Here is a 22,247-nt window from a genome sequence, read left to right as displayed (position 1 = left end):
GGTGCTGAAGCGCTTATAGCGCGACAGCCTGCAACTGGAAGTCGATGTAGCCGTAAGCGATGCGCCGGGACTTCTCGGCGTTGAACTGGCCGCCAACCAGGCTGCCGCGCAGCCACAGGCCGTCGATCATCGCGGCCAGGCCGCGGGCGGCCAGGCGGGCCTGCGGATGGGGCAGCAGGCGGTTGAACTGGTGGCACAGGTTGGAGAACAGGCGCTGGTCGTTGGCGCGCTGCAGCCGGGCCAGTTCCGGCTGGTGCATGCTCGCGGCCCAGAAGGTGAGCCAGACGCGCATCGCGGTGCCGTTGATCTGGCTGTCGTCGAAGTTGCCATCGACGATGGCGCGCAATTGGTCGCGCGGGTCGTCGCCGACCTCGGCGCGGTAGCGGGCAACGGCGTCCTTCAACTCGCGCAGGATCTGCCGCATTGCAGCATTGAGCAGGCCGTCCTTGTCGCCGAAGTAGTGGGCGACGATGCCGCTGGACAGCCCTGCCTTCTTCGCGATGGTGGCGACGGTCGCATCGGCCATGCCGATCTCGTCGATGGTCTGGAAAGTGGCCCGGATCAGCTGTTCGCGCCGTACCGGTTCCACGCCTTTCTTCGGCATTGTCTCTCCACGGATTGCGACCCGAAGGATCGGGCTGCCGGCCATTATGCTTTTTATTGATTGAACGTTCAATCAATAAACCCTAGGATGCGCTCGCGCCCCACGCCATGGGCCCGGTTTACCGGTCCGGCCCCGCCCATGTGCTCCCTCGGACTTGATGAGACGACCCCATGTCTTCCCTGGCTCATCCCAAGCGTTCGCCCCTGCGCTTGAACCGTTTTGTCTTCTTCAGCTCCTCGGTGTCGATCGGCATCCTCGGGCTGCTCACCGTTCTCTATCCCGAAGGCAGCGAGCACTGGCTGCAATGGGCGCAGGCCGAGGTGTCGGCTGCGTTCGGCTGGTGGTACATGCTGCTGATCGTGCTGTGCCTGGGCTTCGTGCTGTGGCTGGCTTTCTCGCCGTATGGCCGCATCCGCCTGGGCCACAACGAGGAATCACCGGCCTTCGGCTACGTCGCCTGGGTCTCGATGCTGTTCTCGGCCGGCATCGGCATCGCGCTGCTGTACTACGGCGCCTACGAGCCGCTGGATCACTTCCTCAATCCGCCCGGGCAGCCCGGCGGGACCGTGGCCGCCGGCCGCGAAGCGATGGTGCTGACCTTCCTGCACTGGGGCCTGCACGGCTGGGCGCTGTACGCGCTGGTCGGCGTGGCCCTGGGCTACTTCGCCTACCGCCGCGACCTGCCGCTGGCGCTGCGCTCGGCGCTGTACCCGATCTTCGGTGAGCGCATCCACGGCCGCATCGGCGACATGGTGGATGGCTTCGGCATCCTGGCCACGCTGATCTCGATGGTGACCAACCTCGGCATCGGCGCGCTGGTTGTGCAGTCCGGCCTGGTCTACCTGTTCCACATCCCGGATACGCCGCAGGTGCTGGTGGCGATCGTGCTGGTGATGATGGTGGTGGCCACCATCGGCGTGGTCGCCGGTGTCGAGAAGGGCATTGCCTGGCTGTCCAACCTCAATGTGCGCCTGTTGTGTGGCCTGCTGCTGTTCGTGCTGGTCACCGGCCCGACGCTGCACCTGTTCGACGGCCTGATCCAGAACACTGGCGATTACCTCGGCGCGTTCGTGCGCAAGAGCTTCGACATGTACCTCAACGACCCGAAGGGCCGTGAGTGGATGGGCTCGTGGACGCTGTTCTACTGGGCCTGGTGGATCGCCTGGGCGCCGTTCGTCGGTCTTTTCGTGGCGCGCATCTCGCGTGGCCGCACCATCCGCGAAGTGATCATGGGCGTGCTGCTGATTCCGCTCGGCTTCACCCTGGCGTGGCTGTCGATCTTCGGCAACACCGCCATCGACCTGGTGCTCAATCACGGCCAGGCGATCCTGGGTGATGTGGCCCAGCACGATGCGGCGATGACGCTGTTCAAGCTGCTGGAGTACCTGCCCGCCGCGCCCTACGTGGCCGGTGCCGCAGTGGTGATCGGCTTCGTGCTGTTCCTGACCCCGGTCGACTCGGGCACTCTGATGATCGCCAACCTGTGCACCCGTCGCGTTGACGATGGCGTGGAGGATGGCCATGACGCGCCGATCTGGCTGCGCGTGTTCTGGGCAGCTGGCATCACCGTGGCCAGCGTCGGCCTGCTGCTGGCCGGCAACTTCAGTGCGATGCAGACGGCGGTGGTGCTGTGCGGCCTGCCGTTCTCGTTCACCCTGGCGTTCTACATGTGGGGCCTGCTGAAGGCGCTGCGCACCGACCCGGACGCCCCGCGGCGGTGATCGGGCACCCGGCATCCATCCCGATGCCGTCGGTAACGCAGTAGAGCCAGGCCATGCCTGGCTGCGAAGAAACCGAAAGGGCCGGATCCGCGAGGGATCCGGCCCTACTCAATTTCGTAGCGCTCTGAAAGACATGCAGGGTCGTTCGCGGCAATCATCGTTCAACGTTCCTTTTGCGGAGTTGAGCCATGGTCCGAATCCTGAGCTGTGCGTTGATGGTCTCGCTTTCGATGAGTGCCCATGCGGTGCCGAACGCGATGGTGCAATCGAACTTTCCAGTGATCGCGCTGGGTGAAACGGCAGAACTGAATCTGCAGCTGGCACCGCATCCTGGTGGGCTGGTGACCTATTCAATTCACACCAACGTCTATGCCAGCGAGGAGAGCAGCGGCTACCGGGTGCTGGATGTGCGCTGCCCGCCGGGCTTCCTCTCAAACGTCTACCAGGGAAACGCCGGTGCGGTGTGCTATCGCATCGAGGACACGCCGCATCCGGCCGGCGAGATGTCGGTGACAGTGTTCAACGAGGATGCGCCGGATGGGCATCTTGAGTGGGAGGAAGGCCTATGGTCGTTGGATACCAGTGGCCCCGCAGTGAAAACGTCGTGGCATCTGTTTGGCGTGCGGCCATGATCGGGAGGGTCGACGTGTGACCTGATGCGAGCGGGACAGTGTGCAGACGAAAAGGGCCGGATCCGCGAGGATCCGGCCCTTTTGTTAGGTAGTCGACCCGCAGTCGACTCTACCGAGAGTGCGGCGTTACTTGCTGGCCAGCTGGCGCAGCACGTACTGCAGCAGGCCGCCGTGGCGGAAGTACTCGACTTCCTTCGGGGTCAGCAGCATCACCGACACCTCGAAGGTCTTCTTCGTGCCATCGGCCTTGGTCGCGGTGACCGTGGCACGCTTGCTGGCACCGTCCTGCAGGCCGGTGATGTCGATCGTTTCCGAGCCGTCCAGGCCCAGGCTCTGCGCGTTCTCGCCGTTGCGGAACTGCAGCGGCAGCACGCCCATGCCAACCAGGTTGGAGCGGTGGATGCGCTCGAAGCTTTCGGCGATGACGGCCTTCACCCCCAGCAGCAGGGTGCCCTTGGCCGCCCAGTCACGCGACGAGCCAGTGCCGTATTCCTTGCCGGCCAGCACCACCAGCGGCACCTTGTCGGCCTTGTACTTCATGGCCGCATCGTAGATCGCCAGTTTCTCCGGCTGGCCACCACCGGCGGGGTAGTACAGGGTGTTGCCGCCTTCCTCGCCACCGAACATCAGGTTCTTGATGCGGATGTTGGCGAAGGTGCCGCGGACCATCACGTCATCGTTGCCGCGGCGGCTGCCGTAGCTGTTGAAGTCGGCCGGCTGCACGCCGCGTTCCTGCAGGAAGCGGCCTGCCGGCGAGTCCTTCTTGATGTTGCCGGCCGGGGAGATGTGGTCGGTGGTGATCGAATCGCCGAACAGGCCCATCACGCGCGCGCCGTGCACGTCGTCGATGCTGCCGGTCTGCATGGTCATGCCATCGAAGTACGGCGGGTTCTTGATGTACGTGGAGGCATCGCTCCATTCGTACAGGTTGCCGTCCGGCGAGGCGATGGTGTTCCAGCGGGTGTCACCCTTGAACACGTCGGCGTAGTTCTGCTTGAACATCTCCGGGCCGATGGTGGCGGCGATGACATCGCCGATTTCCTTGTTGCTCGGCCAGATGTCGCGCAGGAACACCGGCTGGCCATCGCTGCCGGTGCCCAGCGGCTGGGTGGTCAGGTCGATGTCGGTGGTGCCGGCGATGGCATAGGCCACCACCAGCGGCGGGCTGGCCAGGTAGTTCATCTTCACTTCGGGGTGCACGCGGCCCTCGAAGTTGCGGTTGCCCGACAGCACCGAGGTGACCACCAGGTCGCCGGTGGCGATGCCGGCACTGACTTCGGTCGGCAGCGGGCCGGAGTTGCCGATGCAGGTGGTGCAGCCGTAGCCGACCACGTAGAAGCCGATCTTCTCCAGCTCCTTCAGCACGCCGGCCTTTTCCAGGTAGTCGGTGACCACGCGCGAGCCCGGCCCGAGCGAGGTCTTCACCCACGGCTGGCGGTTCAGGCCCTTGGCGGCCGCGTTGCGGGCCAGCAGGCCGGCGCCGATCATCACCGCCGGGTTGGAGGTGTTGGTGCACGAGGTGATGGCGGCGATGACCACCGCGCCATCCTTCAGCCGCACCTTGCGATTCTCGATCTCGATGTCGGCGAAGCCCTTGGCCAGCTGCTCGTTGCCGACTGCGGCGCCACCGCCTTCATTGACGAACGAGGACACATCCTCGCTGCGCTTGTCACGGTTGGCGGTCATGCCGACCAGCGCTTCGCGGTAGTTCTTCTGCACGTCTTCCAGCAGCACGCGGTCCTGCGGGCGCTTCGGGCCGGCCAGCGAGGGCTTCACTGTGCCCATGTCCAGTTCCAGCGTGGTGCTGTACTGGGCATGCGGGCTGCCCGGTTCGTGCCACAGGCCCTGTGCCTTGGCATAGGCTTCGACCAGGTCGATCTGCTCTTCGCTGCGGCCGGACAGGCGCAGGTAGTTCAGCGACTCGGCGTCGATCGGGAAGATGCCGCAGGTGGCGCCGTATTCCGGGGCCATGTTGCCGATGGTGGCACGGTCGGCCAGCGGCAGGTGCTGCAGGCCGTCACCGTAGAACTCGACGAACTTGCCGACCACGCCCAGCTTGCGCAGCATCTGGGTGACGGTCAGCACCAGGTCGGTGGCGGTGGCACCCTCGGGCAGCTTGCCGGTCAGCTTGAAGCCCACCACCTGCGGGATCAGCATCGAGGACGGCTGGCCGAGCATGGCCGCCTCCGCTTCGATGCCACCCACGCCCCAGCCGAGCACGCCGATGCCGTTGATCATGGTGGTGTGGCTGTCGGTACCGAACACGGTATCGGGGTAAGCAACGGCCTTGCCGTCCTTGTCCGCGGTCATCACCACGCGGGCCAGGTTCTCCAGGTTCACCTGGTGGACGATGCCGGTGTTCGGCGGCACCACCTTGAAGTTGTCGAAGGCCTTCTGGCCCCAGCGCAGGAAGCCGTAACGTTCCTGGTTGCGCTGGAATTCGATCTTGCCGTTGAGGTCCAGCGCGTCGGGCTTGCCGAACACATCGACCTGCACCGAGTGGTCGATGACCAGTTCGGAAGGAATCTGCGGGTTGATCTGCTCAGGCGAGCCGCCGAGCTTGACCACGGCGTCGCGCATCGCGGCCAGGTCGACCACGCAGGGCACGCCGGTGAAGTCCTGCAGGACCACGCGCGCCGGCATGAAGGCGATCTCGGTGTCCGGCTCGGCCGCCGGGTTCCAGCGGGCCACGGCTTCGATGTGGTCCTTGCCGACGGTGACGCCGCCGTCCTCGTGCCGGAGCAGGTTTTCCAGCAGGATCTTCATCGAGTAGGGCAGGTGGGAGATATCGAAGCGCTGGCCCAGCGTGGGCAGGCTGAAGTAGTCGTAGGTCTTGCCGCCGACGTTCAGCTGGCTGCGGGTGGAGAACGAATCGCTCATGCGGGGTAACTCCTTCTTGCGGATGGCTTGCAGTGGCCCGCGCATGGGCGGACCTGCTTGCGGTCGCCGCGGGCCTGACGGCCCCGGTGGTCCCAGTATGAACCCCAGACTGAATGGATTCATCCGGGCCGGGTTCCGGCCTGCGGCATCGGTTCCAGACTACAGGGGAAGGTGTATGGCGTATGTCACGTTTGTGGCCGATCCTTTGCGAGGCAAGGGCTGGCGGGGTGCCGGTCCTGTTCAGGGTGGAAGTATGCCCGGGGAAGTATGTATAATTTGTGCATACTCTGGAGGGCCTACTGATGGAAGCCACTGTTGCAGAACGCGGACAGATCACCCTGCCCAAAGCGGTGCGTGATGCCCTCGGCCTGACCAAGGGCACGCTGCTGAAGGTCGAGCTGGACGGCAGCCGCATCATCCTGCGCAAGAGTGTTGACGATGCCATTTCACGGGCGCGCGGCAAGTTCGCGCTGGACGGCTTCGAATCGTCCGACGCGGCCGTACGCGCGGTGCGTGACGAGGAATAAGCCGTGATGATCGCCGTCGATTCACCGGTGCTGGTCGAGCTGCTCAGCAATGGTCCGCAGGCCGATGCCGTGGAAGCCATCCTCCGGCAGAGCCTGGTCGGTGGCCGCGTAGTGGTCTGCGGCGCGACCCTGGCCGAGGTCTGCGCATCGCTGCGCGGCGGCGCCGAGGTGCTCGAAGCGCTGGAAGAAATGGGCGTGCACTTCAACCCGATGGAAGCCAAGTCGGCGCTGCGCGCCGGCGAGATGCACCGCCGCCACCGCCAGCGCAGCGGCAGTCGCCGCAGCCTGGACGAATTCATGGTCGGCGCCCACGCACTGTTGCAGTGCGACGGCCTGATCACCTGGAACGACACGTTTTACCGCGACTACTTCAAGGGCCTGAAGCTGATCGTGCCGCAAGCCTGAGCCCACTTTTTTTCAACCTACGCATTACCCGGGAGTTGTCATGTTGGAAGCCTACCGCCACCACGTCGCCGAGCGCGCTGCGCTTGGCATCCCGCCGCTGCCGCTGAGCGCGCAGCAGACGGCCGATGTCATCGAGCTGCTGAAGAACCCGCCGCAGGGCGAGGCCGAGTTCCTGCTCGACCTGCTGACCCACCGCGTGCCGGCCGGCGTCGATGACGCAGCCAAGGTCAAGGCCTCGTACCTGGCGGCGATCGCCCTGGGCAGCGAGCAGAACCCGCTGATCAGCCGTGAGCGCGCCACCGAACTGCTGGGCACCATGCTCGGCGGCTACAACGTCGCTCCGCTGGTGCAGCTGCTGGACGACGCCAGCGTCGGCACCATCGCCGCCAACGGTCTGAAGAAGACCCTGCTGGTGTTCGATGCCTTCCACGATGTGCAGGAAAAGGCCAAGGCGGGCAACGCCAACGCCCAGGCCGTGCTGCAGAGCTGGGCCGACGCCGAGTGGTTCACCAGCAACCCGGAAGTGCCGCAGAGCCTGACCGTCACCGTGTTCAAGGTGCCGGGCGAGACCAACACCGACGACCTGTCGCCGGCACCGGACGCGACCACCCGCCCGGACATCCCGATGCACGCCCTGGCGATGCTGAAGAACAAGCGCGACGACGCGCCGTTCACCCCGGAAGAAGACGGCAAGCGCGGCCCGATCCAGCAGATCCTCGACCTGAAGGACAAGGGCCACCTGGTCGCCTACGTCGGCGACGTGGTCGGCACCGGTTCCTCGCGCAAGTCGGCCACCAACAGCGTGCTGTGGTGGACCGGCGATGACATTCCGTTCATCCCGAACAAGCGCGCCGGTGGCGTCTGCCTGGGTTCGAAGATCGCCCCGATCTTCTACAACACCATGGAAGATGCCGGCGCACTGCCGATCGAGCTGGACGTGTCGAAGATGGAGCACGGCGATGTGGTCGAGCTGCGTCCGTACGAAGGCAAGGCGCTGAAGAACGGTGAAGTGATCGCCGAGTTCCAGGTCAAGTCCGAAGTGCTGTTCGACGAAGTGCGTGCCGGTGGCCGCATTCCGCTGATCATCGGCCGTGGCCTGACCGGCAAGGCGCGCGAAGCGCTGGGCCTGGCTCCGACCGATCTGTTCCGCCTGCCGGTGCAGCCGGTCGATACCGGCAAGGGCTTCTCGCTGGCGCAGAAGATGGTTGGCCGCGCCTGTGGCCTGCCGGAAGGCCAGGGCATGCGCCCGGGCACCTACTGCGAACCGAAGATGACCTCGGTCGGCTCGCAGGACACCACCGGCCCGATGACCCGTGACGAGCTGAAGGACCTGGCCTGCCTGGGCTTCTCGGCCGACCTGGTGATGCAGTCGTTCTGCCACACCGCCGCCTACCCGAAGCCGGTGGACGTGAAGACCCACCACACCCTGCCGGAGTTCATCTCCACCCGTGGCGGCGTCTCGCTGCGCCCGGGCGACGGCGTGATCCACAGCTGGCTCAACCGCATGCTGCTGCCAGACACCGTCGGTACCGGTGGTGACTCGCACACCCGTTTCCCGGTGGGCATTTCGTTCCCGGCCGGTTCGGGCCTGGTCGCCTTCGCTGCTGCCACCGGCGTCATGCCGCTGGACATGCCGGAGTCGGTGCTGGTGCGCTTCAAGGGCAAGATGCAGCCGGGCGTGACCCTGCGTGACCTGGTCAACGCGATCCCGCTGTACGCGATCAAGTCGGGCCTGCTGACCGTGGCCAAGGCTGGCAAGAAGAACATCTTCTCCGGTCGCATCCTGGAAATCGAAGGCCTGCCGGAACTGAAGGTCGAACAGGCGTTCGAACTGTCCGACGCCTCGGCCGAGCGTTCGGCGGCCGGCTGCTCGGTGCGCCTGAACAAGGAGCCGATCATCGAGTACCTCAACAGCAACATCACTCTGCTGAAGTGGATGATTGCCGAGGGTTACCAGGATCCGCGCTCGCTGCAGCGCCGTATCGAGAAGATGGAAGCGTGGCTGGCCAACCCGGAGCTGCTGGAGCCGGATGCCGACGCCGAGTACGCGGCTGTCATCGAGATCGACCTGGCCGATATCCACGAACCGATCGTGGCCTGCCCGAACGACCCGGACGACGTGAAGACCCTGTCCGAAGTCGCCGGCGCCAAGATCGACGAAGTGTTCATCGGTTCGTGCATGACCAACATCGGTCACTTCCGTGCGGCTGCCAAGCTGCTGGAAGGCAAGCGTGACCTGCCGACCCGTCTGTGGGTGGCCCCGCCGACCAAGATGGACGCCTCGGAGCTGACCAAGGAAGGCGTGTACGGCACCTTCGGCGCCACCGGCGCCCGCATGGAAATGCCGGGCTGCTCGCTGTGCATGGGCAACCAGGCGCAGATCCGCGAAGGCTCCACCGCGATGTCGACCTCGACCCGCAACTTCCCGAACCGCCTGGGCCGCAACACCAACGTGTACCTGGGTTCGGCCGAACTGGCCGCGATCTGCTCGCGCCTGGGCCGCATCCCGACCAAGGAGGAGTACATGGCGGACATCGGCGTGATCAACGCCAATGGTGCGGAGATCTACCGCTACATGAACTTCGACCAGATCGAGGAATACCAGGACGTGGCCAAGACGGTTGCTGCCTGATGCGGTAACGCCGGCCACTGGTCGGTAGCCCGTTGAAACGAAGAACCCCCGGTGAAAGCCGGGGGTTTTTTGTGTGCGCCGGGCCAGGTGGCCTAGCCCATGCGCATCGCCGTCCGGGTCTGCTCCTGGGTCTGCTCCACGGCGTGGTCTTGCTGGGCAACCTGCTGTACCTGCGACATCTGTTCAACCTTCGCGAGCGACTGCTCCACGGGCGTATTGACGGCGTCGCTGATCGCGACCGACGACCGCAGGTGTGCCGGATTGTCGAGCGCTCCCTGCACAACGAACATGCGAGGGCCGGTGCCATCGCTGGGTGGGTTGCCCAGGACCACATGATCGACGCGTTCTAGGCCGCTGCTCTTGGCCGCGGCAAGCAGGCTGGCCGTCATCCGCTCGCTGGTTTCATCGAAACTGCGCCCGTGCCTGGCATCCACAGCGGATACACCGTCGCGAATCTGCCGGTAGAGAGGTTGATCTGGGTGGCCTTCCTTCCTGGGATCCAGGCCTGCCTTGTCCAGGGTGGATTCGATGCTCTCCTGCACTGGGTTCCTGGGAGAGAAGCCGGGATTGCCGAGAGAGGGCGAGCCCTGGTCGGTTGCATCCTGGATCAGGTGCTTCCCAGGCTTGAGCGCAGTGCGGGCCCGCTGCTCCGCTTCTGCTTCGTGGCGGGCGTACGCACCGGCCTCCTCAATACCACGCAGGTAATTGACCCCGTCGCGCAGCAGGCCAGGTCCGCCGCCGACCAGCACGGTCGCTCCGGCGCGCAGCTGATGAACATCACTGCGGTAATCGGCAATCCGGCGCAGGTCTTCAGGATCCGTGATCCGGGCCTGGGGATTGTCCAGTACAGACTGCACGGGACCCTTGTCGGTCATGCGATCAAGGAAATGAACCAATCGATGAGAGTCACCCAACTGGACCGCGACGGCGGCGGACATGACATGGCCGCTTTTCATCCCGAGCGTTCCGAGCGAGGCGATGCGCTGGCCCTGCTCGGCGTTGCGCAGAACCTCCAGTTCCCTGGGCAGCGCATACATCTCGACCTTGCCGTAATGAGGGCCGCCCGCACTGACCAGGTCGCCTGCCATCACATGGTTGGTGAAGGGCGCCGCATTGGCCGGCTGGCCTTCAGGGAGGCGATACGCCAGCCCGGCGGCACCGTAAGGATTGAAGGCATCGCCGGGGAGGTTGTAGTGATGGGCGGTGATCTGCGCGAGCGCGCCGCCGAGGGAGTGGCCGGTGACGTGTACCGGACCATACCCATTTTCTTCAGCCAGCTTGATGGCCTGCTTGGTCAGGGCAAGGGCATCACCGAGTTGTGCGTTGACCCTGGCGGTGACCATCGCGGCGTCGATGCCGCCGTCAATCAGAGGCTGGCGATCAAACTCGGTACCGCGATGGGTGACGATTACTTCTTTGGATTCGAGATTATGGTAAATGACGCCTTGGTAGCCGGTGGCGGAGTTTAAGCTGGCCAGTACACGATATTCCGTCCCGGCAATGGTAACAATGGCCTTGGGCTCAGGGAGCGGATCCTTGTAGACATGATCTGAGAGGGCTGCATTTGCTCCAGGATTCATTGGGCTGTTCCTTCAGTCCGCGTGGAGATTTCGATTGGGAAGTAATTCTTTCGCTTATCTGGAGACATCTTCTCGTACCAAGTCGAAGGCTCGGTAGGCGTCCACTCTGGCGATCCCCCTGAAGTCATGGGGCGTAAGGCGCGATGTACGTAGGTAGTAGAGAGTTTCTCGGTTTCAAGCTTTGTGAATGAAGTCCATGCGGTTGCTTGGATAGGGCGATCATCAGTGATGAAGGAAAACGAAGCTTCTACGAGGGCAGGTGTCCAAGTGCACGGACCCCGACCGTAATAGTCGGCAACTTCCATGCCGTCGTTGAATACAACACTGCTGAATTCAGTAGCACTGAGGCGCTGTGCCTGAAGCTCAACCTTGTGCTGATTCGGCTCGTACTGCACCCCTTCCCAATTGTTGACCGGAGGGAGACAGAGTGGGTCTATCTCATACGTGACGAAGACCGAAGGAACGGGGACATCCACGGGTGCATCGTGGACCCGAATCACAATCGGCAGCGCATCCTTGGGCGCAGGATTCTCGCGGTAGACCGGATATGAGCGTTCCTTGTTGCAGCCTGGAATGGCCAGTGTGATCAATGCGATCAACGCAACATGAGCAAGGCAGGAGACGGATTTCAGCATGAGCGGTCCACGTCGCTGATCAAGGTTTTGCGGGGTGCGGCGACACCATGAAGGGCACCTCGGGGCAAATGCGACGGATTGCGCATTTCATGCTGGGGGCACGCCGGCACTTCATCCTTGTATGCCGGTGCCTCGGGGCGTTGCGGCGTATCGTTCATCGGCGTTCCATTGCTCTGCGACGTCTGACTATACGACCCGGTGCAGCTGTGCTCCAAGGCCGAGGTTCAGCGCCGGTGGCGTCCGGTGGGACGCCGCCCGGCGTTCAGCCGCTTGCTAGCAGGCGACGTGCAGCGACTGCCGCAACCATGCATCCAGCTGCACGCTGGTGAAGGTGGGATTCTCCAGGGTCGAGATATGCCCCGCGCCGGGTATCGATTGCAGGCGGCAACCGATCACCCTGGCCATCTGCTCCGCTTCGCTCAGGGGGCGTGGCAGGTCCTGTTCGCCGCTCAGGATCAGCGTTGTTTCCCGGTTCAGATCCATCAAGGTGCCCAGCCGGTCCGGGCGACCGAAGATCAGGCGACCCAGCGGAACCACCGCGTTCAGCAGGCGCTCGCGAGGCCAGGACAGCAGCCGTTGCCGGAACAGCAACCGGATCGGATCGTCGATGGCGATGCCTGGGCGGAAGAACAGCGGCACGATCTGTTCGGCCATGGCTTCGGGGATGCAGCTCAGCTGTTCGATCCTGTCGAGCATGCCGAAGTAGCGCTGCCGTGAGGCCTCCGGTTCCGCACCGAGGTAGGTGTCCATCAGGATCAGCGAGCGGACCTGCTCGGGGCGCTGCAGCGCCAGTTCCGCTGCCCACATGCCGCCGACCGACAAGCCAGCCACCGCGTACTGGCGGATGTCCAGCGCATCCAGCAAACGGCCGACTTCGCGTGCGAGGCAGGCCGGTGTGGTGAAGGCGGCGGACAGGGGCAGATCGTTGTCGTGGCCGGGCAGCTCCGGAAGGATCAGGCGGTAGTGCCGCGACAACACCTCGATCTGTGGCGCCCACATGTCGCGGCCCCAGAGATAGCTGCCGCCAAGAACGATGGGAAAGCCGGTGCCGATATCGTGATGGGTGAGAAGAGGCAATGAGAGGCTCCGTGGAAGGGAGCCTTACGCTGCAGGTGCAGGGAAAGCACGTCCAATGTGGCGGATCGACCAGGATCCGCCCGCCGGCGCAATCGAGGTGATTGCGGCACACATGTGCGTAAGCAGCACTAGTGAAATGCCAGTGTCCGACGGTACCGCCAGATCGAACGAGCTGAATGCGACGTCTGGCCGGTGTGTTTGGCCGATGCGGAGCCGAGCATGGGCTATGCCGGGCGTCCTTGCCCGGCCCCCTTCGGGCCGTCGCAAGCGACGTTGGCAACGACTCCTGCCGTTGCCTTCGGCTCTACAGCTCCCCATCAGGCGCGGGCCAGCGCCAGCAACCGCTCGGCAATCCGTTCCAGCGGCACCTGTTCTTCGGCGGCGCCGAGCTTGAACGCTGCACCCGGCATGCCCCAGACCACGCTGGTGGCCTCGTCCTGCACCAGTGTCGGCGCGCCGGCCTGGCGCATTTCCAGCAGGCCGCGTGCGCCGTCATCGCCCATCCCGGTGAGGATGGCGCCGATGGCATTACCGCCGGCGTTCTGCGCAACCGAGCGGAACAGCACATCGACCGCGGGCTTGTGCCGGTTCACTGCCGGGCCATCATCGACACGGCAGCGCCAGCGCGCACCGTCGCGGATGATCCGCAGGTGCTTGCCGCCTGGCGGCAGGTAGGCGTGGCCGGGCAGCACAGCTTCGCCGTCGCTGGCCTCGCGCACGGCCATGGCCGAGTGGCGGTCCAGGCGCTCGGCGAAAGCACTGCTGAAGCTGGCTGGCAGGTGCTGGGTCATCACCACGGCGGGCGCGTCGGCCGGCATGCCTTCCAGCACCACGCGCAACGCTTCGGTGCCGCCGGCCGACGAGCCGATCGCGATCAGGCGGTCAGTGGTGCGGAACTGCGGAGCAGCGGGGCGCATCGCAGGCGCGGCGTCCAGCAGGAGTTTCGGTGCGGCGGCGCGCACCAGCGGGCGGACGCGCGAGCGCGCCGCCATCTTGACCTTGGCGATGATCTCGTCGGCGTAGGCCTGCAGGCCGCGCGCCACGTCCAGCTTCGGCTTGGACACGAAGTCCACCGCGCCCAGCGCCAGCGCCTGCAGGGTGGTGTCGGCGCCGCGTTCGGTCAGCGAGGAGATCATCACCACCGGCAGCGGGTGCAGGCGCATCAGGTTTTCCAGGAACGCCAGCCCGTCCATGCGCGGCATTTCCACGTCCAGGGTGATCACGTCCGGGGCCAGACGCTTGATCTTCTCGCGCGCCAGCAGCGGGTCGGCGGCGGTGCCGACCACGTCGATGGACGGATCGCTGGACAGGATTTCGGTGAGCATCTGGCGCACGACGGCGGAGTCGTCGACGATCAGGACCCGGCAGGGGGCGTTGCCGGTCAGGGTCATTCGAACAGCTCCACGCCGCCGGTGACCGGGGCCTTGGACAGGCGCGCACGCACCGCCGATTCGGTCGCGGCCACTTCGGCCTCATGGGCATGCGGCAGGCGCTGCACCACCACGCGGCCGGTATCGGCGAAGAACCAGATCTTGCGCGGATGGATGCCGCACAGGTCCTCGGCAATGATCGGGATGTGCTCGGCCTGCAGGTACTGGCGCACGAATTCGGCGTTGCGGGTGCCGACCGGATTGCTGGTGAAGCCCTTCAGCACGTTGGCACCACCGAACACCTTGGCCTCGATGCGCTTGCGATGTGCGCCGCGCTTGAGCATGTCGTTGATCAGCAGTTCCATCGCATAGCTGCCATAGCGCGCAGGCGCGCCGTCACCGGCGTTGCCCTCGGGCAGCAGGAAATGGTTCATGCCGCCGATCTTCAGCACCGGGTCGCGCAGGCAGGCCGCCACGCAGGAGCCCAGCGTGGTGGTCAGCGCAGTGGTGTCATCGACCACCAGGTACTGGGTCGGCAGCAGCTTGGCGGCGATCGTCTGGAAACGCGCATCCTGGTAGCGCATCACATCGTCGGTACGCAGCGAGGCATTCATGCGCCGGCCTTTGCCGCACGGCGGTACAGGGTGCGGCCGCAGGGCTGGATCAGGTCGGCGGCGTGCAGGTAGTTCTCCGAGTGGCCGGTGTAGAGCAGGCCGTCGTCGGCCAGGTGCTGCACCAGGCGACCGAGGATGGCGCGCTGGGTCGGCTTGTCGAAGTAGATCATCACGTTGCGGCAGAACAGCGCGTCGAACGGGCCGCCGACGTCGTAGCGCGGGGCGAGCAGGTTCAGCGGGCGGAACTCGATCAACTCGCGCAACGCCGGCAACACGCGGCACTGGCCCTCGTTGGGGCCGCTGCCGCGCTGGAAGTAGCGGCGGCGCAGGTCCGGATCCAGGCTGGTGACGCGATCGATGTTGTAGACACCGCGGCCGGCGGTGGCCAGCACCTGGGTATCGACGTCGGTGGCGATGATGCGCACCGGAGGCTTCAGCGTGCCGAAGGCCTCGCAGGCGGTGATCGCCATCGAGTAGGGCTCTTCGCCGGTGGACGCCGCGCACGACCACAGCAGCAACGGCGTGCGGCTGGAGCGCTGCTGCAGCTCCTCGCGTAGCTTGTCGAAGTGGTGCGGTTCGCGGAAGAACGAGGTCAGGTTGGTGGTCAGGGCGTTGGTGAACGCCTGCCACTCGTCACCGTCTTCCTGCTCCAGATGGTCCAGGTACTGCTGGAAGCTGCGCATGCCCAGCGTGCGCAGGCGGCGCGACAGGCGGCCATAGACCATGTCGCGCTTTGCCGGGGCGAGGGCGATGCCCACGCGCTGGTAGATCAGGTCGCAGACGCGGCGGAAATCACGGTCGGCGAACTCGAATTCGCGCGGGCCGGTAACGATGGGAGTAGGACTTTGCACGGGGGACGTGTCCATCGGCAGAGGCGGCGGCCGCAGCCGCCGCGGGTGGGTCTCAGAATTCCTGCCAGTCGCTGTCGCTGGCGACGAAGGTGCTGGCGTTGCTGCTACGGCGTGCCGGTATCGGTGCCGGTGCGGGCGTGCGGCTCGGCTGCGGGCGTGCCACGGCGGCGACGCGCACCGGCTCGACATGCGCGGCCACGGCCTGCATCGCGGCCGAGACCTGGTTGTCGAGGCGGAAGATCGCCACGGCGTCGGCCAGCTGGCCGGCCTGGTCTTCCATCGCGCGTGCGGCGGCGGTGGCTTCTTCCACCAGCGCGGCATTCTGCTGGGTGGTTTCGTCCATCTGCACCACGGTCTGGTTGACCTGCTCGATGCCAGCCGACTGTTCCTGCGAGGCAGCGGAAATCTCGGCCATGATGTCGGTCACGCGCTGCACCGAGGCGACGATCTCGCCCATGGTGCTGCCGGCCTGGTGGACCAGGCTGGAACCTTCGGCGACCTTGCCGACCGAGTCGTCGATCAGGCCCTTGATCTCCTTGGCGGCGGCGGCCGAGCGCTGGGCGAGAGTACGCACCTCGCTGGCGACCACGGCGAAACCGCGGCCCTGTTCACCGGCACGCGCGGCTTCCACCGCGGCGTTCAGCGCCAGAATGTTGGTCTGGAACGCGATGCCGTCGATGACCGAAATGATCTCGGCGATCTTCTTTGACGAGGCTTCGATGGCCGACATGGTGGTGACCACTTGGCCGACGACGTCGCCGCCCTGCGAGGCGACGCCATGCGCGCCGATGGCGAGCTGGTTGGCCTGGCGGGCATGCTCGGCGTTCTGGCGCACGGTGGAGGTCAGTTCCTCCATCGAGGCGGCGGTTTCTTCCAGGTTGGCAGCCTGCTGCTCGGTGCGGCGCGACAGGTCGCTGTTGCCGGAGGCGATCTCGCCGGCGGCCAGGGTGATGCTGGAAGCGCTGGCCTGGATCTGGCCGACGATCTGGGTCAGCTGCGCGACGGTGGTGTTGGCGTCGTCACGCATGCGTGCGAACACGCCCTGGTAGTCGCCGTGCATGCGCGCGGTCAGGTCACCCTCGGCGATGGCCGACAGCAGCTGCGAGAGCTTGCCGAGGTTGTCATCGCTGACCGCCATCATCGCATTGAGGTTTTCCAGCATCAGGCGGAAATCGTGATCGAAACGCTGGGCGTCGCCACGGCGGCTGAAGTCACCCGCAGCGGCGGCGCTGGCCAGCTGCTTGATCTCGGCGTTGATGCGGCCGAGGTTGGCCTTGACCGTGTCGACGGTGGTGGTCATCGCGGCCTTCTCGCCCGGGTAGCGCGCGATGTCGCGGCTGAGATCGCCGACAGCATACTGCTGCACCACGTCCAGCACGTCGTGCAGGGTCTGCACGTGGCCGCCGACCAGGGCGTTGGTTTCCTGCACCATCAGCCCGTACTCGCCGGGGAAGGCGCTGGCGTCGATGCGATAGCTCAGTTCGCCACCGTCGTGGCGGCGCGCCATTTCGCGCTGGCCCGAGATGACCGCATGCAGCTGCTGCTGCATGCCGGCCATGGCCTCCAGCAGGCGGCCGGTCTCGTCATGCGGCTGCGGGCCGATGTGGCTGTCCAGCTTGCCGCCGGCGATGCCTTCGGCCACGGCGGTGGCCTGCTTCAGCGGTACGGCGATGCGGTTGCCGATGACCCAGCTCAGGGCCAGCACGATCAGTACCAGCACGCCACCGGAGACCGCCATGATGGCGGTGAACACCAGCGCCTGCTTCTGCACGTCGTCCATGTAGACACCGCTGCTGACCACCCAGTTCCAGGGCGCGAACAGGCCGGCATAGGCGACCTTCTCGACGTCGCCCTTGCTGCCCGGCTTGGCCCAGCGGTAGTTGACGAAGCCGCCGCCGGCGCGGGCCGCTTCGACCTGGTCGTAGTAGATCCGCACGCCGTCGTCGGTGCGGAAGTCCTTCATGTCCTTGCCGACCAAGTCCTTGCGGAACGGGTGCATCAGCAGGCGGTAGCCGGTGTCGTAGATGTTGAAGTAGTAGGTATCGTTCTCGGCGCGCATGACCTCCAGCGCCTGCAGCGCGGCGCTCTTGGCGGCCTCTTCGCTGAGCTCGCCGGTACCGGCCAGGCGGTGGTAGTGCTGCAGGATGCCGTAGCTCAGTTCGACCTGGGTCTTCAGCGCGGTCTTGCGGGTCTCGGTCAGGTCCAGGTACTGCATGCGGGCGGCGATCACCGACAGCGCGATCACGCCGAGCGCGATGAGCAGCGTCAGCAGGTTGAGCTTGCGCCGGACGGAGAGATTGCTGAAGTAGTGTTGCCAGCAATGCAGGAGATTCATCGAGCAGGACCAGGTCGAAGCGGGCGGGCGGCGCCGTGCCGGTCACAGCGGGACAAGCGGTGACAACCCCGTTATCGGCCGCGCGGGCGGGGGATTGAGGTGCGGTGTCCGAACGTATTCAGGTTTCCTTGCAGCGGCGGCTGCGGCGCTGCCTGCGGCAGGCTTTTGGAGCAACAGCAACGGCAACGGCAACGGCAACGGCAACGGCAGGTCATGGCGATGGGTTGCTACGGGTTGGCCGGATCGGGGTGGGCAGGCAGGACACGCCGTGAACCCCCCTCCGGGGTCCGGCCCAGCCGCTGGCGGCTGTGCGTTCGGGCGCTTGCGAAGCAGTGCTTCGCAAGCAAAGCGCCCTCACCCATGGGGGCTCGATGGCGCCATCCATGGCGCCAACGGTCCTGCCTGCCCACCCCGACCCGGCCCGCCAGGGCTTCACTTCGGCGGACGGCAAGAGCGTTGGGTTTCCAAGTGGAAAGAGGGGTCAGATCCGTTTTCCTGCGGAAAACGGATCTGACCCCGGACGCGGTGCGGCTGTTGCTGTTGCTCTTGCTCTTCTTTCTTCGATCCGGGGTGGACGCGCACGGAAAGTGTCCGTGGCCGGGAGGGTGGGTTGCGCAGGGGCGTGAGCCGCATGGATGCGGCGACCGAGCTTACATGGACGTACTTGCAGCGTCCCCTGCGCAACCCACCCTCCCGGCCCAAGCGAAGGAAATCCGCCGCCTTCCGCGACCACCCCGAGGGGCATCGCCGTTGGCTGGATATCCAGATACCCCGTAAACGAAAACGCCCCGGCGCAGGGCCAGGGCGTTCTCGTACGTCAGGTCAGGCAGGCATCAGAACTCCTGCCAGTCTCCGTCGGCCAGTTCGGTGGCCATCGGACGACCACCGGCGGTGCGGCGGGCCGGCGGGGCGACCGGGGCCGGTGCGGCCGGTGCAGCAGCACGCGGGGCCGGGGCAGCGGCGATGCGCGGGGCAACCACGGTCTCGGCTTCGTCCACTACGAAGATCGACACGGCCTCGCTGAGGTGACCGGCCTGCTCTTCCATTGCACGTGCTGCGGCAGTGGCTTCTTCCACCAGCGCAGCGTTCTGCTGGGTGGTTTCGTCCATCTGCACCACGGTCTGGTTGACCTGCTCGATGCCGGCCGACTGTTCCTGCGAGGCCGCGGAGATCTCGGCCATGATGTCGGTCACGCGCTGCACCGAGGCGACGATCTCGCCCATGGTGGCTCCGGCCTTGTGCACCAGCGCCGAGCCGTCGTTGACCTTGCCGACCGAGTCGTCGATCAGGCCCTTGATCTCCTTGGCGGCGGCGGCCGAGCGCTGGGCGAGAGTACGCACCTCGCTGGCGACCACGGCGAAACCGCGGCCCTGTTCACCGGCACGCGCGGCTTCCACCGCGGCGTTCAGCGCCAGAATGTTGGTCTGGAACGCGATGCCGTCGATGACCGAAATGATCTCGGCGATCTTCTTTGACGAGGCTTCGATGGCCGACATGGTGGTGACCACTTGGCCGACGACGTCGCCGCCCTGCGAGGCGACGCCATGCGCGCCGATGGCGAGCTGGTTGGCCTGACGGGCGTGCTCGGCGTTCTGGCGCACGGTGGAGGTGAGTTCCTCCATCGAGGCGGCGGTTTCTTCGAGGTTGGCAGCCTGCTGCTCGGTGCGGCGCGACAGGTCGCTGTTGCCGGAGGCGATCTCGCCGGCGGCCGAGCTGATCGCGCGGCTGGACTGCTTGATGCGGGTGACGATCTCGCTCAGCTGTGCGGCGGTGGCGTTGGCATCGTCGCGCATGCGGGCGAACACGCCCTGGTAGTCGCCGTGCATGCGCACGGTCAGGTCACCCTGCGACAGCGCGGCGAGCAGGCCGGAGATCTGTTCGATGCTGCCAGCGTTGGCGTCCAGCAGGCCGTTGATCTGCTGGGCCAGCTGCAGGAAGAAGCCTTCCTTGTCGCTGGCGTCGATGCGGCCGGACAGGTCGCCGGCGGCAGCCTGGGCGATCACGCGGGCCACTTCGGCTTCGACCTGCGCTTCCTGGGTACGGTCACGCCACTCCACCACGTAGCCGACGGTGTCGCCGCCTTCATTGCGGATGGTCGAGACCACCTGGGCGAACTGCGCATCGCCGTACTGCATCGGGCGACGGGCGACGCCGTGTGCCTTCAGGTTGCCCAGCAGGGTCTGGTCCATCTCGCCGCGGTGTTCAAGCACGGTGACCGGCTTGCCGATCAGCGACGCCTGCGCATCGAAGTCCGGCAGGTCGCGGCGCACGTCGTCCTGGTACTGGCTCAGGGTCTGCTGCAGGGCGCGGTTGCTGTAGACGATGGTGTTGCTGGTGTCGGTCAGGTACACGCCGGTCGAGCTGTAATCCAGTGCGGTACGGATGCGCAGGTTCTCGCGGGCGATGGCCTGGTCGGTTTCGGTGCGCTCGCGCAGGTCGCGCTGCATGCGCTGCATCGCCTGCATCAGTTCGCCCACTTCGTCCTGGCGGCTGACGTCGATGTGGCCATCGAGCTTGCCGCCGGCCACTTCGTTGGCCACCGAGACGGCGCCGCGCACGCTGCCGACCAGGGCGCGGGCAAACAGCCAGACCAGCACCAGGCCGAGTGCGGCGCCGCCCAGCAGGGCGATCACGGTCAGCACGGCCGAGGCGGAGTAGGTGGATTCGGCCTCTTCGCGCGAGGCGCGGGCGAGGCGGTTGTCTTCGGCGATCAGCGCTTCCAGCGCCGAGGCGGCCTTGCGGTGCTTGGTGCGGGTTTCGCCGACGAAGGTATCGATGGCGTCGTCCGGCAGGTCCAGTTCCAGCATCTCGGTGACGCTGTCATAGGAGGCCAGGGCGTCCTTCCATTCCTTGGCGAAGGTGTCGAACAGCTTCTTCTGCTGCGGGTTGTCGACCAGTGCCGGATAGCCCTTGATCGACTTGTCCATGCTCTCGCGCAGCTCGACGGCCTGCTTGCGGGCATCGGACTTGACGTCGTCGCTGGCGCGGATCAACTGCTGGTAGGCGGCATTGCGGTATTCGCCCAGCATGCCGCGCATCTCGCCGGCCATGCGGATGCTCTCCATGCGCGAACCGGCCAGCTCGGTGGTGACGTTGTTCAGCGAATGCAGGCCACGATAGGCGACGATGCCCTGCAGCAGCATCACCAGCAGGATGACGCCGAAGGTCAGCATCAGCTTCGGCATCAGTTTCAGGTTGTTGATCCACGGCATGGGCGTTGCAGGCTCCTAAGGCAGACGCGCCCGGGCATCGGGCCCGGTTGCAGCAGGAACCACGCCGGCACCAGGTCCGGCGTGGCTCGACGAACAGCGGATTACTTGATGTTGGCCAGCTTCAGTGCCGACGGCGAGCTGACTTCGATTTCCGCACGCGAAGCGTCGCGCTGGATCTTGCCGATCACGCAGACGGTCTTGCCTTCCAGGGTTTCCAGCGGGAAGGAGAACTTGCCGCGGTTCTCACCGGCGATGCGGGCCGAGAAGGTGTGGCGCGGGAAGGCGCCGCCCATGTACAGGAAGGTCGGCTGGCCTTCGGAACCTTCTGCGTAGCGGGCCTTTTCGACCTTGCCACAGACCATGCCGTCCTTGCCGACCGAACGCGGTGCCATTTCCGGCGGGATCATGTCGGCCGACTGGGCAAAAGCGGAGGCGGCGGTGGTGGCCAGGACAGCGGCCGAAACGAACGCAAGCAGGGACTTCATCGAGGGGTATCTCCGGGGATGGTAACGGTCGGGCCGGTCCTGCGCGCTCCTGCGCGACCGGCTTCTGTCCCCCTATCGGCATCGCCGGAGGGAACTGAAGGGTTTTGTGACTGGAACGTGAAGCAGTTCCGTTTGCTCAGGCGGCGACGTCTTCGGCGAGGCTGGCCTGGCCCATGTCGGCGCTGTCGAGCAGGGTCTCGATGTCCAGCAGGATCAGCATGCGATCGTCGTGGGTACCGATGCCGGAGATGAAGCGGGTATCGACGGCGGCACCGAATTCCGGGGTCGGGCGGATCTGCTCGGCCGACAGCGGGATCACGTCGGAGACGCTGTCGACGACGATGCCGACCACGCGGTCTTCCACGTTCAGCACGATCATCACGGTGAAGGCGTCGTAGCGGGCGTTGTCCAGGCGCAGCTTCAGGCGCAGGTCGATGACCGGGACGATGGTGCCGCGCAGGTTGATCACGCCCTTGATGTAGTCCGGCGCATCCGGTACGCGGGTGACGGCGTCGTAGCCACGGATTTCCTGCACCTTGAGGATGTCCACGCCGTAGTGCTCTTCACCAAGGGTGAAGCTGAGGAATTCGCCACCGGCGCTGGCGGCGGAGCTGGTCTTGTCGTTCATCGAGGGGTCCTGGTTCTGCCGGAAGTCCCGGTGTCAGGCTCGATATCGGCCCCGTTGGA

16 protein-coding genes and 1 pseudogene are annotated in these 22,247 nt (G+C 65.7%); 5 read left to right on the top strand and 12 right to left on the bottom strand.

The window, feature by feature from the left end; translation table 11 throughout:
* Nucleotides 1–13 precede the first annotated feature (13 nt).
* A complete protein-coding gene (betI, locus tag ACXI0D_RS19375; RefSeq protein WP_014037076.1) occupies nt 14–604 on the bottom strand; it encodes a transcriptional regulator BetI in 591 nt (196 codons plus the stop codon).
* A 170-nt stretch (nt 605–774) separates the two neighbouring features.
* Between betI and ACXI0D_RS19370 the strand changes: the two genes are divergently transcribed.
* Nucleotides 775–2,325 carry a BCCT family transporter gene (locus ACXI0D_RS19370; protein WP_014037077.1) on the top strand — a complete coding sequence of 517 codons (1,551 nt, stop codon included), beginning with the start codon at nt 775–777 and terminating at the stop codon, nt 2,323–2,325.
* Between the two features lie 188 nt (nt 2,326–2,513).
* Nucleotides 2,514–2,957, top strand: coding sequence for a hypothetical protein (locus ACXI0D_RS19365; protein ID WP_014037078.1), 444 nt, complete (start codon nt 2,514–2,516; stop codon nt 2,955–2,957).
* 126 nt (nt 2,958–3,083) lie between these two features.
* Here the strand turns inward: ACXI0D_RS19365 and acnA are convergent, their stop codons facing one another.
* Nucleotides 3,084–5,837 carry an aconitate hydratase AcnA gene (gene acnA / locus ACXI0D_RS19360; protein WP_049443469.1) on the bottom strand — a complete coding sequence of 918 codons (2,754 nt, stop codon included), beginning with the start codon at nt 5,835–5,837 and terminating at the stop codon, nt 3,084–3,086.
* Nucleotides 5,838–6,139: 302 nt separating this feature from the next.
* Between acnA and ACXI0D_RS19355 the strand changes: the two genes are divergently transcribed.
* The 3 genes from ACXI0D_RS19355 to acnB are packed head-to-tail and all read left to right on the top strand — an operon-like array spanning nt 6,140 to nt 9,401.
* Entirely contained in the window at nt 6,140–6,364 is a 225-nt protein-coding gene (locus ACXI0D_RS19355) for an AbrB/MazE/SpoVT family DNA-binding domain-containing protein (RefSeq protein ID WP_005409505.1), read from the top strand.
* A 6-nt stretch (nt 6,365–6,370) separates the two neighbouring features.
* Entirely contained in the window at nt 6,371–6,769 is a 399-nt protein-coding gene (locus tag ACXI0D_RS19350; RefSeq protein ID WP_008267153.1) for a type II toxin-antitoxin system VapC family toxin, read from the top strand.
* A gap of 40 nt (nt 6,770–6,809) precedes the next feature.
* Nucleotides 6,810–9,401: a bifunctional aconitate hydratase 2/2-methylisocitrate dehydratase gene (acnB, locus tag ACXI0D_RS19345; RefSeq protein ID WP_049463414.1), complete on the top strand. Its 2,592-nt coding sequence runs from the start codon at nt 6,810–6,812 to the stop codon at nt 9,399–9,401.
* A gap of 92 nt (nt 9,402–9,493) precedes the next feature.
* Here acnB and ACXI0D_RS19340 read toward each other — a convergent pair whose 3' ends face one another.
* From ACXI0D_RS19340 to ACXI0D_RS19295, 10 genes and pseudogenes are all read right to left on the bottom strand, one after another.
* The gene (locus ACXI0D_RS19340; RefSeq protein WP_101765394.1) at nt 9,494–10,981 is read right to left on the bottom strand and encodes an XVIPCD domain-containing protein; all 1,488 of its coding nucleotides are present in this window, start codon (nt 10,979–10,981) and stop codon (nt 9,494–9,496) included.
* Entirely contained in the window at nt 10,978–11,616 is a 639-nt protein-coding gene (locus ACXI0D_RS19335; RefSeq protein ID WP_479642985.1) for a hypothetical protein, read from the bottom strand. The genes ACXI0D_RS19340 and ACXI0D_RS19335 overlap by 4 nt, the downstream gene beginning before the upstream one ends.
* Before the next feature lie 273 nt (nt 11,617–11,889).
* The gene (locus ACXI0D_RS19330; RefSeq protein ID WP_119006209.1) at nt 11,890–12,693 is read right to left on the bottom strand and encodes an alpha/beta fold hydrolase; all 804 of its coding nucleotides are present in this window, start codon (nt 12,691–12,693) and stop codon (nt 11,890–11,892) included.
* Nucleotides 12,694–13,010: 317 nt separating this feature from the next.
* Nucleotides 13,011–14,084, bottom strand: a complete 1,074-nt coding sequence (locus ACXI0D_RS19325) for a protein-glutamate methylesterase/protein-glutamine glutaminase (RefSeq protein WP_119006210.1) — start codon at nt 14,082–14,084, stop codon at nt 13,011–13,013.
* On the bottom strand, nt 14,081–14,677 hold the full coding sequence (cheD, locus tag ACXI0D_RS19320) for a chemoreceptor glutamine deamidase CheD (protein WP_014037083.1): 597 nt from the start codon (nt 14,675–14,677) through the stop codon (nt 14,081–14,083). Before cheD ends, ACXI0D_RS19325 begins: the two co-directional genes overlap by 4 nt.
* Entirely contained in the window at nt 14,674–15,543 is an 870-nt protein-coding gene (locus ACXI0D_RS19315; protein ID WP_014037084.1) for a CheR family methyltransferase, read from the bottom strand. Before ACXI0D_RS19315 ends, cheD begins: the two co-directional genes overlap by 4 nt.
* 37 nt (nt 15,544–15,580) lie before the next feature.
* Complete coding sequence (locus ACXI0D_RS19310; RefSeq protein WP_479642984.1) at nt 15,581–17,863, bottom strand: methyl-accepting chemotaxis protein; 2,283 nt, start codon at nt 17,861–17,863, stop codon at nt 15,581–15,583.
* A 997-nt stretch (nt 17,864–18,860) separates the two neighbouring features.
* A pseudogene (locus tag ACXI0D_RS19305) lies at nt 18,861–21,075 on the bottom strand (methyl-accepting chemotaxis protein); the annotation flags it as partial.
* A gap of 101 nt (nt 21,076–21,176) precedes the next feature.
* Nucleotides 21,177–21,560, bottom strand: coding sequence for a hypothetical protein (locus ACXI0D_RS19300; RefSeq protein ID WP_075674549.1), 384 nt, complete (start codon nt 21,558–21,560; stop codon nt 21,177–21,179).
* Between the two features lie 136 nt (nt 21,561–21,696).
* Nucleotides 21,697–22,188, bottom strand: a complete 492-nt coding sequence (locus tag ACXI0D_RS19295; RefSeq protein WP_119006212.1) for a chemotaxis protein CheW — start codon at nt 22,186–22,188, stop codon at nt 21,697–21,699.
* Nucleotides 22,189–22,247: the final 59 nt, after the last annotated feature.

Source organism: Stenotrophomonas sp. C9D9, assembly GCF_056491205.1.
The sequence above is the reverse complement of the archived record's forward strand: the minus strand, read 5'-3'. Positions and strand labels throughout refer to the sequence as shown.